The sequence below is a fragment of the Vannielia sp. ABF1_015 genome (genome assembly GCF_056160745.1).
The window spans coordinates 2,335,124-2,351,057 of record NZ_JBSWXT010000001.1 but is presented as its reverse complement, the minus strand read 5'-3'; the positions used below and the strand labels follow the sequence as shown (position 1 = coordinate 2,351,057).

The window sequence follows — 15,934 nt, the reverse complement described above, 5'->3', positions numbered from 1 at the left end:
ATGAAGATCGCCGGAATTTCCTTTGACCACATGCATATGGGTGATCTGCTGCGGATGGTTCACGCGCACCCGGAGGCGGAGATCTGCGCGCTCTTTGATCCGGACAGGGCGAAGATGCAGGCGGCGGTGGAGGCCTTTGGCCTGCCGGAGAGCCGGGTGTTCACCGAACTGGAGCCTGCGCTGGCCACCGCGCCGGACCTTGCCATTCTCTGCTCTTCCACCGCCAGCCATGCGGATATGGCCGAGCGCATCGCGCCTACGGGCTGCAACTTGATGGTTGAAAAGCCCTTCGCGGCCTCTGCCGACGAGGCCCGCCGGATGATCGCCGCGATGGAGGCGGGCGGCGGGCGCATGGCGATCAACTGGCCGCTGCGCTGGGTGGAGAGCCATGTGACGGCGAAGGCCTTGGTAGACGCCGGGGAGATTGGCGAGCTGCGGGAAGTGCGCAGCTATGGCGGCAACCGGGGGCCGCTGTTTCACCTCGCCGACAAGGTGGAGGTGACGCCCGAGGAGGTGGAGCGGCAGAAGCCTGAGAGCTGGTGGTACAAACGCGCCTCTGGCGGTGGCTCCCTGCTCGATTACCTCGGCTATGGCGCAACGCTGGGCACGTGGTTCATGAACGGCGCGGCCCCGCTTGAGGTGACCTGCGTGGTCGACGAAACGCCGGGCATCGAGGTGGATCAGCACTCGATCACCATCTGCCGCTACGCCAAGGGCCTCAGCAAGATGGAAACCCGCTGGGGCACCTTCACTGAGCCGTGGATCACCCAGCCCCAGCCCGCCTGCGGCTTCACCTTCATCGGCTCTGACGGCACGCTCACCAGCCTCGACTATGCCGACCACGTCACCCTGCAAACCTGCGCCCGGCCCGAGGTGCATGCGGTGCCCGTGCAGCCGCTGCCGGAGGGCGAGCGCAACCCTGTGGAGTTCATGCTCTCGCGCCTGAAGAGCGGCGGGGCCATCGACGGCCCGCTTGACCCGGCGCTTTGCCTCACCGCACAGCGGATCATTGACACTGCAGCGCAATCGGCTGCCGAGAAGCGCACGCTGAAATTGCTGGCATGAGCTTGCTGCCTGTTCACAGATGCCAATCGCCTCGCCCTATCGGCCAAGGCGGTTAGAGCGCGCCATCTCAGGCTTCAGACGGTTTGCGTGACCTTGCGAAGGTGGGGTGGCGCGTCCGGGTCCAGCCCTCGGGCGCGGGCCACGGCTTCGGCCATGGCGTAGAAGGCGACGATCAGCGCCAGCGGGTCTGTCAGCCCGTGGCCAGTGCGGGGGGCCTTCAGCACGTGGGCCGCCTGTGCCAGTGCGGTGGTGGCAAAGACCTGAGCCCCCTGCCCGGCCAACCGGTCGGCCATGTCAGCGACGCCTGCCTCTGCCGCATCGCCGCAGGCGAGCGCCAACACCGGAAAGCCGCGCCCGACGATGCTCACCGGGCCATGCAGCACCTCGGCGGAAGAATAGGCCTCGGCGTGGGTCTGGCAGCATTCCTTGAACTTCAGCGCCGCCTCGCTGGCCATGGCCCAGCCCGGCCCCCGGCCCAGCACATAGAGCGAGCCGCCCGCGTCCATCGCCTCTGCCGCCGCGCTCCAGTCGGCCTCTACTGCGCGCGCCAACGCCTCGGGGAGCGCCCGGATCGCCGCCAGCAGCGCCGCGTCCTGCGCCACCTCGGCCACCAGCCAGAGCGCCGCCAGTGCGGAGGTGACGAAGCTCTTGGTCGCCGCCACCGAGCGCTCGGGCCCGGCGCAGATATCCACCACCTCCGCCGCAGCCTCTGCCAGCGGCGAGGCAGGCGTGTTGGTGAGCGCCAGTGTCAGCGCGCCACCGACCCGGGCCGCACGGGTCATTTCCACGATGTCGGGGCTGCCGCCGGATTGCGACACCGAGAGCGCCACCGCCCCCTCCAACCGCAGGGGCGCGGCGTAGACAGAGGCGACAGAGGGCCCGACAGAGGCCGCCACGCGCCCCAGCACAAGCTCGGCAGCGTATTTGAAGAAGGTGCAGGCATGGTCGGAGGAGCCGCGCGCGACGGTGACGAAATAGGCCGGATAGCGTGCCGTGACCGCCCGCGCCACCCGGGGCACAGCCCCCGCCGTCAGCAACCGCTCCACCGCTGCCGGGATCTCCTCGATCTCCCGGCGCATCAGGCTTTTGTCGCTCATTGCCTCTCCTCCGTTCGTGCCACCCTGCCCGGCCTGCCCCCCGGGCACAATACTTGCCCTCTCCGCTGCGCCGGGCCAGTCTCGCGGCGGAAGGGAGACACCGCATGACACGCACGCTCATCGTGGGCCTTGGCAATATGGGGTGCAGCCATGCGCTGGCGCACCACGCCAACCCAGCCTCCAAGATCATCGGGCTGGTGAACCGTTCTGCGCCCAACCTGCCGGATGCGCTGGATGGCTATCCGGTGTTTCCCACACTGGAGGAGGGGCTGGCCCTTAAGCCCGAGCTTGTGGTGATTGCCACCCATACCGACAGCCACGCCGAATATGCCGTTGCGGCAATGGAGGCTGGCGCGCATGTGTTTGTGGAAAAGCCACTGGCGGCCACGGTGGAAGATGCCCGCCGGGTGGCGGACACCGCCCGTGCCACGGGCCGCAAGCTCGCCGTTGGCTATATTCTGCGCCATCACCCCTCGTGGCAGCGGCTGATCGCCGAGGCGCGTACCCTGGGCGGCCCCTATGTGTTTCGCCTCAACCTCAACCAGCAATCCAGCGGTGCGGAATGGGACGCCCACAAGGCGCTGATGCGCACCACCTCGCCCATCGTGGATTGCGGCGTGCATTATGTTGATGTGATGTGCCAGATCACCGATGCGCGGCCCCTGCGGGTGCATGGCATGGGGCTGCGGCTGAGCGATGAGATCGCGGCGGATATGTATAACTACGGCCAGTTTCAGGTGGTGTTCGAGGATGGCTCGGTGGGCTGGTATGAGGCCGGTTGGGGGCCGATGATGTCGGAGACCGCGTTTTTCGTGAAGGATATCGTCAGCCCTGCAGGGTCCGTTTCGATCATGGATGGCGACAAGGGCGGCTCTTCGGAGATCGAGGGGCACACCCGGGTGGGTGGGCTCAAGCTGCACCGGCCCGGGGGTGATGAGGTGATCGACCTGCCCGATGAGCCGAGCCATCAGACGCTTTGCGATGCCGAGCAGGCGTTTTTGCTACGCGCCATTGCCGAGGATATCGACCTTGCGCGCCATGCCGAGGATGCGGTGCAAAGCCTTGCGATCTGTCTTGCCGCCGATGAGAGCATTCGCACCGGCGCGGTGGTTACGCTTTAGCCCTCGGGCCATCGACGGCATTGGCCGATGCCAGATTGGCTAGGAGAACGCGCAATCCGGCCCGCGGGCAAGCGGGGTTTCGATGGAGCGCCCGGTTGGGAGCCAGTCGAAGATTGCCACCGCGTTGCCGCCGTCAAAGCCGATCATCAGGGTGCTGGTTTCGGGTTGCAGGGCCACGCCCTCGGCGTCGAAGCCCCACTCCGAGAGCGGGGTGACGGATAGCACCTCGCCTTCGGGCGACAGTTCGAAGAGCGCGTTGAGGCCTTCGTTATCATCCACCACGAGGATGTTGCCGGAGAACGGATCACGCTCCACCCCCTGCGGCTCGATCATCGGCGGGCTGAAGCCATCGCCCCAGAGTTCCATCAGCACCGCGCCGTCCGGGGCCACGCGCAGCAGGCGGGAGGGGTCATCCTCCACCACCAGATAGCTGCCGTCTGCATCGGCGTGCAGGCCTTCGGTGTCGGAGAGGGTGGCGGAAAGGGAGAAATCACTGTCGATCGGGCGGCCAGACCTGTCGACCCGACGAAAGCCGCCCCAGCCATCGGCCAGCAGCAGCGCGCCGGGCTCGGCGGTGAGGCTGCGCACCTGAGACAAGCCGCTTTCAAACCGCTGGATCTCTTCGCCAGTGGTGTTGAGCAGGATCACCTCGCGCCCCTCGGTGGCGATCCAGAAGCCGCAGACCTGCGCATCATAGGCGATGGAGACCCCGCGAAGGCCCGGCAGGGTGAGGCGGTGCAGGAGTTCCGCGCGCGCCGGGGTGGCGGCGAGGGTGACGAGGGCTAGGACAAGGGCCGAGAAACGCATGGCACACCGGGGGCTGGCTCTTGTGAAGAGTGAGGCACAAGGTGGGCTGCGGTCAAGCTGTGGCTCTCAGGATGTTTTGGCCCCGGCCTAAATGTCGAAGCTGGAGGGCAGCACGACCATATCGCGGATCGTCACATTGCGCGGGCGGGAAAGGGCAAACACCACCGCATCCGCCACCTCCCCCGGCTCCAGCAGCGCGCCGTTTTCCTTGGCTTTGCGCAGGTTCTCTTCGGGCCAGTCGGCCAGCAGCGCCGAGTGAACCGGCCCGGGCGACACCTGCGCCACTCGGATGCCCTTGCCCATGAGCTGGCGGCGCATGATTTGCACAAAGCTCGTCATCGCCCATTTCGAGCCGGAATAGACCGGCTCCCAAGGGATCGCCGCATGGCCGGCAACGGAGCATGTGACCATGATATCGCCGGTGCCGCGCTCGCTCATATGGGGGATGACGGCGTGCACGTTTTTCATCACCGCGTTGATGTTGAGGCCCAGCATACGGTCGATGGTGGCCGGATCGGTGTCTGCCAAATCGCCGCCGATGTAGCTGCCCGCGTTGCAATGCAAGATGTCGATCTGCCCGGTCTTGGCGAGGATCTCGGGCACCATCGCGTTACAGCTCTCGGCATTGAGCAAGTCGGTAACCTGCGCGAGGCAGCGGGCCCCGTGCTGCTCGGTCAGACGCGCCAGAGCGGCCTCGTCGCGGTCCACCAGCACCACGGTGGCGCCCTCCCCCAGCAGCGCCTCTGCGGTGGCCAGCCCGATCCCCGAAGCGCCGCCGGTGATGGTTGCAACCTTGCCTTCGAAACGTGATGCCATTCTCTCTCTCCCTTAAATGCGGATCAGACGGCCAGAAAGCCACCGTCAACGGGCAGCACCGTGCCCGTTACCATGTCGCTATCGGCCCCCAGCAGCGTGGCGATGGCCCGGGCCACATGCTCGACCTCGGCAAACCGCCCGACAGGATGGCGCACCATCATCGGCTCGGATTTTGCCGGATCGCTCCAGGCCTCGGCGGCCAGCTCTGTCATGGTGATGGTCGGGGCAACGCAGTTGACGCGGATGCCGTAGGGGCCGAGTTCTTTGGCCATGACCCGGCTCGCGCCCTCCAGCCCGGCCTTGGAGGCGGCGTAGCACATGTGCTCGGCAAAGCCCCGGTGCCCGGCAATGGAGGTGACGTTGACGATGGCCCCGCCGCCGCCCGCCGCGACACGGGCATGGGCGAAGGCCTGAGCGCAGACCAGAGCGGCGCGAAGATTGATGCCAAGCACCGTCTCATAGCCTGCTTCGGTCATCTCCAGCACGCTTTCCAGCACATTGGTGCCCGCGCAGTTGACCAGAAAATCGGCTGGCCCGGCCTCGTCCATCGCCGCGCGCGCCGCGGCGGTATCGGCAAGATCCGCGGTAATGGCCCGTGCGCCGGTTTCGGCGGCAAGGCTCTCGAGATCGGCGGCGGTGCGGGCGATGGCCACCACCTGCGCCCCTCGCGCGGCCAGAAGCTGCGCCGTGGCGCGACCAATGCCCTTGCCCGCGCCGGTGATGATGGCCGTCCGGCCTTTGAAATCGTCGCTCATGCGCCCTCCTCCTCCGCCGCCAAGAGCAGCTCGGCGGTTACGTCATCTGTTACCAGGGTATCGACCAGCCCGGCCCGCGTGGCGGCACGGATGATCGGGGCCTTGTGCGCCCCTGCGGCGGCCATGATCTTCAGCGGCACTTGGGCGACGGTTTCCATCGAAACGCCGATGGCGCGCCGGTCAATCGGATGGTCAATCGGCTTGCCGTCGGTGCCCAGAAAGCGGCCCAGCACATCGCCGATGGCCCCCACCGCACGCAGGTCTGCCGCCGTGACCTCGCTGGGCAGGCCATTGGCCACAAGGAACGACTTGTCAGACACATCGCTTGCCGTCAGCACAGCGGCGTCGAGATCTTCGAATTTGGCAAAATGCGCGGCGAAGAGCTCCTGCGCCAGAAAGGCGGCCCTATCGACCCCTTCGGATAGATAGACCGGCGCGGTGAGCAGGGAGTATTGCGCGCCCAGCTTTTCGGCGAGGCCGGAGGCGATGGAAAAGGCATTGAAGGAGGCCCCGCGCGAGGTGCCACCGAGCATGGAGACAACCTCCAGCGCCGGGTTGGAGAGCCGGGGCAGACGCCGCACCGCGCTTTCCAACGTAAGGCCCCAAGACACGCCAAGGCGCTTCCAGCCGCCATCGCGCAACTCTTCGGTCAGGTAGCTCGACAGCGCCGCGCCAACGGGGGTGTGATAATCATAGGCCTCGCGGTTTGCCGGGGCGACAAGCGCCTTGGTCAGCCCGAGCGCGCTGCGCAGCCGTTCCTGCAATTCGATGCAGGGCAAGAAGGGCGAGTCGATCTCGATGCGCACCGTCCCTTGTGCCCGCGCCTTCTGTATCGCCTGATTCACCCGCAACCGCGTGACTCCCATCATGCGGGCCACTTCGGCCTGGGTCATTTCGTTGATGAAATAGTGCCAGCATACCTCGCAAATGAAGGCATCGCTGTCGTCCTGCGGATCGCGCGGCATTGCTTCTCCCGTTCCTCCCTTGGCGCAGGCAGATCATGCGCCGGTGGGTTCACATGGCATGAAATGCATATGTCAGGCAAGCAATACAAATGATATTTTTCACTTGCGCGACCCTCATTACATATGTAAATCGAAGCCCACGAGGAGGCGTTGGCGTGAGGGGGATAGAGCCTTGCTGGCGCATTGCCGCGACACATAAGACCTTTTGGGAGGACACCATGAAGATCGCATTTAGAACCGGCGCCTCAGCGCTGGCACTTTGCCTTGCTGCCGGCTTTGCGGGCGCACAGGACATGACCATTGAAAACCAGGACTGGTGGCAGGAGGCCGGTGCCAAGTTTGAAGGCGTCACCCTGCGCGGCGTGACGGAAAGCACCCCGCCGTCAAACTTTGTGGGCGATGTGCTCGCGCCGAAATTCGAGGAGCTCACCGGCATTCGCGTGGAGGTGGAAACTACCTCTTGGGATCAGATGTATGACAAGGCGATCAAGGATATGGAGGCCGGCACCGGCATCTATGACATGGTCTATATCGAGCAGGACATCGTTTATGCCTACCTCGCCCGCGACTTTTTGGTGAACACCACCAAGGCGCTGGCCGAGAAGTCCGAGCTGAAAGCGCCGGGCTACGACGAGGCCAACTTCACCACCTTTGCCGACAACTTCCGCGGTGCCGAGGATGGCGACCTCTACGGCATTCCGATGGAAGCCTTCATCAAGATCTACCTTTACCGGACCGACCTCTTTGGCGATGCCGATATTCAGGCCGCCTTCAAGGAGCAGACGGGCCGAGACCTTGCCCCGGCCACGACCCACGAGGAATACGCCGAGATCGCGCAGTTCTTTACCGCCTATGGTGAAGAGAACGATATGGACCTCTGGGGCACGACGGCTCAGGCCCACACCGGCCACCCGGCCTCGTGGTATGAGTTCTTCGAGAGTGTTGCGCCGACCTATGGCGTGTACGACTGGGGCATCAACCCCGGCGAGAACTACGGTGCCAGCGTTGAGAATGGCGGCGAGATGAACTCGGACGCGGCCAAGGAAGCGCTGACATGGTGGCTTTCGATGCGTGACATCGCGCCGCCGGAATCGGTGCAGTCCACATGGACGGAAGTGGCCACCACCTTTGCCGCAGGACGGGTTGCTCAGGGGCTGGTCTATGGGGAAAACGCAGCCTGGATCGCCGCTGACGAGACCAAGAGCCGTGTGGTTGGCAATGTGGGCGTGGCCCTGCCGCCGCTGCAAGAGGGTGTGATGGGTGCCGCCGAAGCTGGTGAGGGCTACATCGGCTATTACGACGGCGGTGCCTTTGGCCTGCCCGCGACCTCCAAGAACCAGGATGCGGCGCTGCTGTTCCTGCAATTCATGGCACTGCCCGAGGTGCAGGAGCAATGGGCGATGGCCTCGCGCATCACGCTCGACAGCACCTATGACACGCCGATGGTCAAGGAGCTCGACGAGGAGCTTGGCGGCTACTTCACCATGATGAAGGATCAGGGCTACCTGTTCAAAGGCGCGCCGGAGTACCCGTTCCACCGGCAGGTGCTGGAGGCGACCGCGCCCACCTTCTACTCGATCCTCACCGGTGACACGCCTGTCAGCGAAGGGCTCGACAAGATGGCCGCAGAGGCCGAGGCAGAGCTGAAGACGCTGGGCTACCGCGAGTAAGCCCGCAGCCAAGCTCTCGCGGCGGGCCGCCTGCTCCCGGGCGGCCCGCCCTCGCCTTCACAGACGCTCCACCCGGGGCGATTTTCACCGCGCTCCCTGACAGGAAAGGTTGGCCAGATGCGTTCCAACAGATTGGGCTGGTGGCTGCTTTCGCCCACCCTGCTCGTGCTCTTCCTCTTCGGCGCGGTGCCCTTTTTCTACGTGCTGTGGCTGGCGTTCCATCAGTGGAACCCCTTTGCCACCAACCCCGACATCATCTACAACGGCGCCGAAAACTTCCGCCGCCTGGTGTTTGACACCGCCTTCCTGAATTCACTCGGCGTCACGGTGGCCTTCGTTGTCTTCGCGGTGCTCACCGAACTGGTGATCGGCTACATGCTGGCCCGCGCCTTCATGCGCGACTTTCCCGGCAAGGCGATCTTTCGCACCATCCACACGCTGCCGCTGATCATGGCGCCGATCATCGTTGGCTCGATCTGGAAGCTGATGACCACCCCCTCGATCGGGATCATCCCGCACCTGCTCGACGAGTGGTTTGGCTATGATCTCAACATCGGCCAGTCGGCGCTTGCGGCCTTTACCATCACGGTCATCATGGATGTCTGGCACTGGACGCCGCTGGTGACGCTTACGCTCATTGCCGCGCTTGTCTCGCTGCCAGCCGATCCGTTCGAGCAGGCGCAGATCGACGGGGCGAACAAGCGCCAGATCTTCTGGCATATCACCCTGCCGATGATCGCACCCGCCGTGGTGGCCACCGTCTTCATCCGGCTGATGGACGCGCTGCGCACGGTGGACGAGGTGCTGATGCTCACCGGCGGCGGGCCCGGCTCGGCCACGCGCTACCTTGGCGTGCACATCTTCAAGGAGGTCTTTCCGAAGACCAACTACGGCTACGGCTCGGCCATTTCGGTGATCGTGCTCTACCTCACCATCGTCGTCTGCTGGCTGCTCTACGTCGGCATGCTCGCCCCCCGGAACAAGAAGTGAGGCCGCAGAGATGAAAAAGCGCAATCCATGGCTGCAAACCCTGTTTTGGGTCATCATCAGCTTCCTCACGCTGTTCCCGATCTACTGGCTCTTCGTGATTTCGGTGAAACCGGCGGTGGACCTGTTTTCGACCCCCGATATCATTCTGCGCGGGGCCTATTGGCAGAACTACGTGGATGTCTGGACAGACCGGACGCTGCGCGGCTACATGCTGAACTCGCTCATCATCTCCTCGGGCAACGCGCTGCTCTGCACCACGCTTGGGTTCTTTGCCTGCTACGCGCTGACGCGCTTCAACCTTGGTGGCAAGGAGAGCATCTTTTTCTGGACCATCACCAACCGGATGGCCCCGCCCGCGGTGTTCCTGCTGCCGCTCTTCCTGCTGATGACGCAGGTTTACCGGATCGGGGATTTCACCCTGCTGGACACCCGGTTTGGCATGATCATGGTCTATTGCACCTTCAACCTGCCCTTCGCCATTTGGACGCTGCGGCCCACGCTGGACGGCATCCCCCGCGAGCTGGACGAGGCGGCCTATGTTGACGGCGCGTCGAGCTGGAAGGTGATCTCGGAAGTGGTCTTTCCGCTCTGCCGCCCGGGCCTTGCCGTTACGCTGATCCTGACCTGGGTCTTTGCGTGGAACGAATATCTGCTGGCCGCCACGCTCACCAACTTCAACGCCCGCACGCTCACGACGGGGCTCAGTGAATACGTCACCACCACCGGCACAGAATGGGGGATCATGGCGGCGATCTCGGTGTTCACCCTGATCCCGGCGCTGATCGTCTTCACCATGGTGCAGCGCCATATCGTGGCCGGGCTCACCTTTGGCGCCGTGAAAGGGTGATGAGATGACCGAGATCGACAACGAACCCATCGACATCCTCGAAGAAGAGGTGCCGCCCCCTGCCCCGCCACCCGTCGGCTTTCTGCCGATCGAGACCAACTGGTTTGACCGGCTGTTCATCTCGCTGGTGATCTGGGTGGCCATCTGCCTCGTCTGGCTGCGCTTCATCGAGCCGCTGGGGGCAGACCTTTACATCGCCCATGCCATTTCGGTGGCGGCGGGCCTCTACATCATCTGGAAAGGATAGGCGGATGAAATCGCTGGTCTTGGAACAGAAGCACGAGCTTTCGCTGCGCGACTTCCCGCAGATCGACCGGGAGGAGGAGGTGCTGGGCCCGCGCGATGTGCGCATCAAGCTGCACACCGTCGGCATCTGCGGTTCTGACGTACATTACTACACCCACGGGCGGATTGGACCCTTCGTGGTGAAAGCGCCGATGATCCTCGGGCATGAGGCCTCGGGCACGGTGATCGAGGTGGGCGATGAGGTGCGCACGCTGGCGGTGGGAGACAGGGTTTGCGCCGAGCCGGGCATCCCCGATCCGAACTCCCGCGCAACGCGTCTGGGCATCTACAACGTCGACCCGGCGGTGCGCTTTTGGGCCACGCCGCCGGTGCACGGCATCCTGCGGCCAACCTGCGTGCACCCTGAGGCCTTCACCTTCAAACTGCCGGAGAACGTCAGCTTTGCCGAGGCGGCCATGGTGGAGCCGCTGGCGGTTGGGGTGCATGCGGCCACCAAGGCCCGGGTCAAACCGGGGGATGTGGGCGTTGTGATGGGGGCCGGGCCGATTGGGCTTGTCACCGCGCTTTCGGCGCTGGCAGCGGGCTGCGCCCGGGTTTACGTCACCGACCTTTCGGAGACAAAGCTGGCCATCGCCGCCGCTCTCAGCCCGGCCATTGTGCCGGTGCTGGCCCCGGGCGAAGACCTTGCGGCCCGCGTGCTGGCAGAAACCGAGGGCTGGGGCGCGGATGTGGTTTGGGAGGCGACCGGCTCGCCCAAGGCGGCGGCGCGCGTCTTTGAGCCGCTGGCCCCGGGCGGCTGCGTGACGCTCATCGGCGGCCAGCCGGACCCGATCAGCTATGACGCTGGTGCGGCGATGGTGCGCGAGGCCCGTGTGGAGAACATCTTTCGCTATGCACATGTCTTTCCGCGCTGCCTGGCAATGCTTTCCTCGGGTGCGATCGACGTGAAACCCCTGATTACCAGCACATATGGCTTCGACGACAGCGTCGCCGCCTTCCAGCGGGCCGCCGAGGCACCGCCGGAAGAGGTGAAGATGCAGATCGAACTGCCGCAATGACACCCGAGGAGAACAGCCGTGGCTGACGTGAAAATCGACAATGTGATCAAGCGATACGGCAGCGTGCAGGTGATGCACGGGGTCTCGGCGCAGATCGAAGACGGCGAGTTTGTAGTGCTCGTCGGCCCCTCGGGTTGCGGCAAATCCACCCTGCTGCGCATGCTTGCGGGGCTGGAGGAGATATCGGGCGGCGAGATTTCCATCGGGGGCCGGGTTGTTAACGACATCGCGCCCAAAGAGCGCGACATCGCCATGGTGTTCCAGAGCTACGCGCTCTACCCGCACAAGACCGTGGCCGACAATATCGGCTTTCCGCTCAAGATGGCGAAGCGCCCGAAGGAGGAGGTGCGCGAGAAGGTTGAGCATGCGGCGGCCATTCTTGACCTGACCAAGTATCTCAAACGCTTCCCCAAGGAGCTTTCGGGCGGGCAGCGCCAGCGGGTTGCGATGGGCCGCGCCATCGTGCGCGATCCGCAGGTGTTTCTGTTCGATGAGCCGCTCTCGAACCTCGATGCAAAGCTGCGGGTGACGATGCGGGTTGAGATCAAGGAGTTGCACCAGCGGCTGGGAACCACCATCGTCTACGTGACCCACGATCAGATCGAGGCAATGACCATGGCAGATAAGATCGTCGTCATGCGGGACGGGCGGGTGGAGCAGATTGGCGCGCCGCTTGAGCTTTATGACCGGCCCGAAAGCGTTTTCGTCGCCGGGTTCATCGGTTCGCCTTCGATGAACTTCGTTCACGGCAAGATTGCTGGCACTGGCGACAGCCGCCACTTTGTTTCCGATGACGGGATGGCGTTGCCGGTGCCCGATATGCCGCTGGAAGAGGGCCAGCCCGTGACCTATGGCATCCGCCCCGAGGATATCGAGATCGGGCCGGGGGGTACCCCGGTGAAGGTGGTGGTGGTGGAGCCGACCGGCTCGGAGACACAGGTGTTTGCCCGCGCGGGCAAGGATTTGATCGACGCCGTGGTGAAGGAGCGCCTTCAGGCGCGACCCGGCGAGGAGATTGGCTTTATCATCGACCCGGCGAAGGTGCACCTCTTTGACAGAAACACCGAGAAGCACCTGTGAGCGACAGCGACGTGCATAACATCAGGGCGATAATTTTTGACCTCGACGGATGCCTCGTGGATAGCGAGCCGCATTCGCTGGAGGCGATTGCGACAGAAATGCGCGCCGTGGGCGTGGAGGATGCGCGGGCCGAGGACATTCGGCGCGACTATCTCGGCGTGTCGATGACCGACATTTGCCGCGACATCACCCGGCGCATTGGCCGCGATGTGCCCGCCGATTTTGTTGACCGCGTGGAGACCGGGCTGTTTGCGGTCTATGCCGAGAAGCTCACGCAGATTGACGGCGCCACCCGCCTGCTCGACCGCTTGAGCGAGGCAGGGCTGCCCACCGCCATTGCAACTGGTGGCTCGGTGCGGCGGATGCGCGAAACCCTGCGTCTTGGCGGGTTGGCCGCGTATTTTGAGGGCCGTGCGTTCAGCGCCGAGACGGTGGAGCGCGGCAAGCCTGCGCCCGATCTCTTTTTGCTGGCGGCGCGTGAGCTTGGCGTTGCGCCGGAGCATTGCGCGGTGCTGGAAGACTCGCCACATGGCATCGAAGGGGCACGCGCCGCTGGGATGCACCCGATCGGCTTTGTCGGCGGCGGCCACCTTGACCCGATCCGCGAAAGCCATCGCGCACGGCTGCTGGAGGCCGGCGCGGCGCAGGTGGTTGATACGCTTGAGGCTGCCTTTCCCGCGCTGACGCGCAGAGCAAGCGCCTGAGCCGATGAGCTATCTTGGCATCGACCTTGGCACCTCCGGACTGCGCGCCCTGCTTGTCGATGACACGGGCGCACCGATTGGTGCCACGGAGGCCAGCTATCCGGTGCACCACCCGCACTCCGGCTGGTCGGAGCAAGACCCTGCTGATTGGGTCGAGGCATTGGAAAAAGCCATCGGCACCCTGCGCGCGCAATACCCGGCCTTTGCCGCCCTGCGCGGCATTGGCGTTGCCGGGCAGATGCACGGGGCCACACTGCTCGACGCGGATGACAAGGTGCTGCGGCGCTGCATTTTGTGGAACGACAGCCGCTCGCACGAGGAAGCTGCCCGGCTTGACGCGGTGCCGGGCGTGCGGGCCCATTCGGGCAATGTCGTGTTTGCCGGGTTCACCGCGCCCAAGCTGGATTGGGTCCGCACGCACGAGCCGGAGATTTTCGGCCGCACGGCGAAGGTCTTGCTGCCTGCGGGGTTTCTGAACCTTTATCTCACTGGCGAACATGTGGCCGACATGTCCGACAGTGCGGGCACCTCATGGCTCGACACCGGTGCGCGCGGCTGGTCTGACGCGCTGCTGGAGGCCGGGCACATGCGGCGGGATCAAATGCCGCGGCTGGTGGAGGGCTGCGAGGCTGCGGGCATGTTGCGCCCCGATCTGGCCCGCGCATGGGGGCTGGCGCACCCGGTTATCGTGACCGGCGGCGCGGGCGACAATGCTGCCGCCGCCTGCGGAATTGGCGCGATGCAGGAGGGGCAGGGTTTTGTCTCTCTTGGCACCTCTGGGGTGTTGCTGACCGCGCGCAACGGCTACGCGCCCGCGCCGGAAACCGCCGTGCACACCTTTTGCCACGCGGTGCCGGGGCGCTGGTATCAGATGGGAGTGATGCTTTCGGCCACCGATAGCCTCAACTGGCTCTCCAGCATCACCCAGACCCGCCCCTCCGAGCTGTCTGCAGCCCTTGGCGAGGCGTTGCAGCCGCCGGGGCCGGTGCGCTTTTTGCCCTACCTGTCGGGCGAACGAACACCCCATAACGACGCCGCGATCCGAGCCAGTTTTACCGGGATCGGGGCGGACTGCACCCGTGAGGGCCTGACCCGCGCCGTAATGGAGGGCGTGGCCTTTGCCCTGCGCGAAAACCTCGAAGCCCTGCGCGCCACAGGTGCCAACCCTTCAGAGCTGATCGCGATCGGGGGCGGCACCCGTTCGCCCTATTGGCTCAAACTCATTGCGACGACGCTCGGCATTCCTCTCGTCTTGCCTGCCGATGGCGAATTTGGGGCTGCACTCGGCGCGGCGCGTCTTGCCACGCTGGCCGCAACCGGAGAGGCGATGGAAGCGGTCATGCAGCCGCCAGACCGGGGGCAGCGGATTGATCCGGTTGCCGACATGCGCGACGGCTTCGACGAGGCCTTCGGGCGGTTCAGAACAGCCTATAGAGCCACGCGAGACATTCAGTAGCCACGCCGCTCAGCGGCCTGCGACAGAGGATTGGTAGTCGTTGAGGCCAGAGATCAGCGCCGTGCCGGTTGGGGCCTCGTTGCGGGCGCAGAACTCTGCCCAGACCGCGCCGAAGGGCAGATCCTTGTACTCCTCCGTCAGCATGAAGCGGGACGAGAAATCCAGCGCATCTTCCGCCGCGCGAAGCGGGCCAAGCGGCATCAGCAGGGCGCGCAGGAGCGCCTTTTGCATGTTGCGGGTGCCGATAACCCAGGCTGCGGTGCGGCTGATGGTGGCATCGAAGAAATCGAGCCCAATGTGGGTGCGCCCGAGCAATTCAGACGCCACCAGCTCGTTGGCCATCGCCTGAATGTCATCGTTCAGCAGGATCACATGGTCGCTGTCCCAGCGCATTGGGCGGCTGACGTGCAGCAAGATCTCGTCGAGAGACAAGGCGCAGGCCGAGAGCTTGTCGGCGATGTTCTCGGTCGGGTGGAAATGGCCCATGTCGAGGCAAAGCAGCGTGCCCTTGCGGATCGCATAGCCCATGTAGAACTCGTGGCTACCTACGGTGCAGGCCTCCACCCCGATGCCGAAAAGCTTGCTCTCCACCGCATCCAGCATCTTGGCCCGATCCTGCCCGGGGGCCAGCATTTCATCCAGCGAGGCTTCAAGCCGCTTGCGCGCCGCCATCCTGTCTACCGGCACATCCTTGTAGCCATCCGGCACCCAGATGTTGTTGATGCAGGCCGAGCCCAACTCTTCGCCAATCTTCGCGGCAATCTCGCGCGTGCGCTTGCCATGCTCGATCCAGAAATCGCGAATGCCCTTGTCCGGGTGCGCGAGGGTCAGGTTGTCGTCGGCCTTTTCGTGGGCAAAGAAAGTTGGGTTGAAGTCCAGCCCGATGCCCTGCGCCTTCGCCCAATCAACCCAAGGCGCGAAATGCTTGTATTCGATCTCGTCGCGGTCGGGCGTTTCATCGCTGTCGAGATACATCGCGTGCAGGTTCAGCCGATGCGATCCGGGGATCATCGAGTAGGCAAACTCGAGATCGGCGCGCAGCTCATCCGGCGTGCGGGCGCGGCCGGGGTAGTTGCCGGTGGCCTGAATGCCGCCGCCCGATGTAGCGGTACGGTTCTCAAACCCCACTACGTCATCGCCCTGCCAGCAATGCATCGAGATCGGGATAGTCTTGAGCCGTTCAAGCGCGGCCTCGGTGTCGATGCCCCAATCGGAAAACTGCGCCTTGGCGCTGTCATAGATGCTCATTGTCTTTCC

The 15,934-nt window shown here is 64.7% G+C and carries 16 protein-coding genes; 10 read left to right on the top strand and 6 right to left on the bottom strand.

Going from position 1 to position 15,934, the window contains the following annotated elements; genetic code table 11:
- A complete protein-coding gene (locus tag ACXAG6_RS11775) occupies nt 1-1,065 on the top strand; it encodes a Gfo/Idh/MocA family protein (RefSeq protein ID WP_475337739.1) in 1,065 nt (354 codons plus the stop codon).
- Between the two features lie 74 nt (nt 1,066-1,139).
- Here ACXAG6_RS11775 and ACXAG6_RS11770 read toward each other — a convergent pair whose 3' ends face one another.
- Nucleotides 1,140-2,162 carry an SIS domain-containing protein gene (locus tag ACXAG6_RS11770; protein ID WP_475337737.1) on the bottom strand — a complete coding sequence of 341 codons (1,023 nt, stop codon included), beginning with the start codon at nt 2,160-2,162 and terminating at the stop codon, nt 1,140-1,142.
- Nucleotides 2,163-2,266: 104 nt separating this feature from the next.
- On the opposite strand from ACXAG6_RS11770, the gene ACXAG6_RS11765 reads away from it, so the two are divergent.
- Nucleotides 2,267-3,283, top strand: coding sequence for a Gfo/Idh/MocA family protein (locus ACXAG6_RS11765; protein ID WP_475337735.1), 1,017 nt, complete (start codon nt 2,267-2,269; stop codon nt 3,281-3,283).
- Between the two features lie 39 nt (nt 3,284-3,322).
- Here the strand turns inward: ACXAG6_RS11765 and ACXAG6_RS11760 are convergent, their stop codons facing one another.
- The 4 genes from ACXAG6_RS11760 to ACXAG6_RS11745 form a co-directional block, all read right to left on the bottom strand.
- Entirely contained in the window at nt 3,323-4,090 is a 768-nt protein-coding gene (locus ACXAG6_RS11760; protein ID WP_475337734.1) for an NHL repeat-containing protein, read from the bottom strand.
- Nucleotides 4,091-4,177: 87 nt separating this feature from the next.
- Nucleotides 4,178-4,906 (bottom strand): SDR family oxidoreductase, encoded by a 729-nt coding sequence (locus tag ACXAG6_RS11755; RefSeq protein WP_475337732.1) that lies wholly within the window; start codon nt 4,904-4,906, stop codon nt 4,178-4,180.
- A gap of 23 nt (nt 4,907-4,929) precedes the next feature.
- Nucleotides 4,930-5,661, bottom strand: a complete 732-nt coding sequence (locus ACXAG6_RS11750) for an SDR family oxidoreductase (RefSeq protein ID WP_475337730.1) — start codon at nt 5,659-5,661, stop codon at nt 4,930-4,932.
- Nucleotides 5,658-6,626 carry a sugar-binding transcriptional regulator gene (locus ACXAG6_RS11745; protein WP_475337729.1) on the bottom strand — a complete coding sequence of 323 codons (969 nt, stop codon included), beginning with the start codon at nt 6,624-6,626 and terminating at the stop codon, nt 5,658-5,660. The genes ACXAG6_RS11750 and ACXAG6_RS11745 overlap by 4 nt, the downstream gene beginning before the upstream one ends.
- A 218-nt stretch (nt 6,627-6,844) precedes the next feature.
- Between ACXAG6_RS11745 and ACXAG6_RS11740 the strand changes: the two genes are divergently transcribed.
- The 8 genes from ACXAG6_RS11740 to xylB all read left to right on the top strand — a co-directional run bounded on the left by ACXAG6_RS11740 (nt 6,845) and on the right by xylB (nt 14,677).
- Nucleotides 6,845-8,296, top strand: coding sequence for an extracellular solute-binding protein (locus ACXAG6_RS11740; protein ID WP_475337727.1), 1,452 nt, complete (start codon nt 6,845-6,847; stop codon nt 8,294-8,296).
- A 117-nt stretch (nt 8,297-8,413) separates the two neighbouring features.
- On the top strand, nt 8,414-9,286 hold the full coding sequence (locus ACXAG6_RS11735) for a carbohydrate ABC transporter permease (RefSeq protein WP_140014518.1): 873 nt from the start codon (nt 8,414-8,416) through the stop codon (nt 9,284-9,286).
- A gap of 10 nt (nt 9,287-9,296) precedes the next feature.
- Nucleotides 9,297-10,133, top strand: coding sequence for a carbohydrate ABC transporter permease (locus tag ACXAG6_RS11730; protein WP_140014519.1), 837 nt, complete (start codon nt 9,297-9,299; stop codon nt 10,131-10,133).
- A gap of 4 nt (nt 10,134-10,137) precedes the next feature.
- Complete coding sequence (locus ACXAG6_RS11725; protein WP_475337726.1) at nt 10,138-10,380, top strand: DUF2160 family membrane protein; 243 nt, start codon at nt 10,138-10,140, stop codon at nt 10,378-10,380.
- A gap of 4 nt (nt 10,381-10,384) precedes the next feature.
- Complete coding sequence (locus ACXAG6_RS11720) at nt 10,385-11,437, top strand: NAD(P)-dependent alcohol dehydrogenase (RefSeq protein WP_475337724.1); 1,053 nt, start codon at nt 10,385-10,387, stop codon at nt 11,435-11,437.
- Nucleotides 11,438-11,455: 18 nt separating this feature from the next.
- Nucleotides 11,456-12,517, top strand: coding sequence for an ABC transporter ATP-binding protein (locus ACXAG6_RS11715; RefSeq protein WP_475337722.1), 1,062 nt, complete (start codon nt 11,456-11,458; stop codon nt 12,515-12,517).
- Nucleotides 12,514-13,221, top strand: coding sequence for an HAD family hydrolase (locus tag ACXAG6_RS11710; RefSeq protein ID WP_475337721.1), 708 nt, complete (start codon nt 12,514-12,516; stop codon nt 13,219-13,221). Before ACXAG6_RS11715 ends, ACXAG6_RS11710 begins: the two co-directional genes overlap by 4 nt.
- Nucleotides 13,222-13,225: 4 nt before the next feature.
- Complete coding sequence (gene xylB, locus ACXAG6_RS11705) at nt 13,226-14,677, top strand: xylulokinase (protein WP_475337719.1); 1,452 nt, start codon at nt 13,226-13,228, stop codon at nt 14,675-14,677.
- Between the two features lie 9 nt (nt 14,678-14,686).
- Here xylB and ACXAG6_RS11700 read toward each other — a convergent pair whose 3' ends face one another.
- A complete protein-coding gene (locus ACXAG6_RS11700; protein ID WP_475337718.1) occupies nt 14,687-15,925 on the bottom strand; it encodes an L-rhamnose isomerase in 1,239 nt (412 codons plus the stop codon).
- Nucleotides 15,926-15,934: the final 9 nt, after the last annotated feature.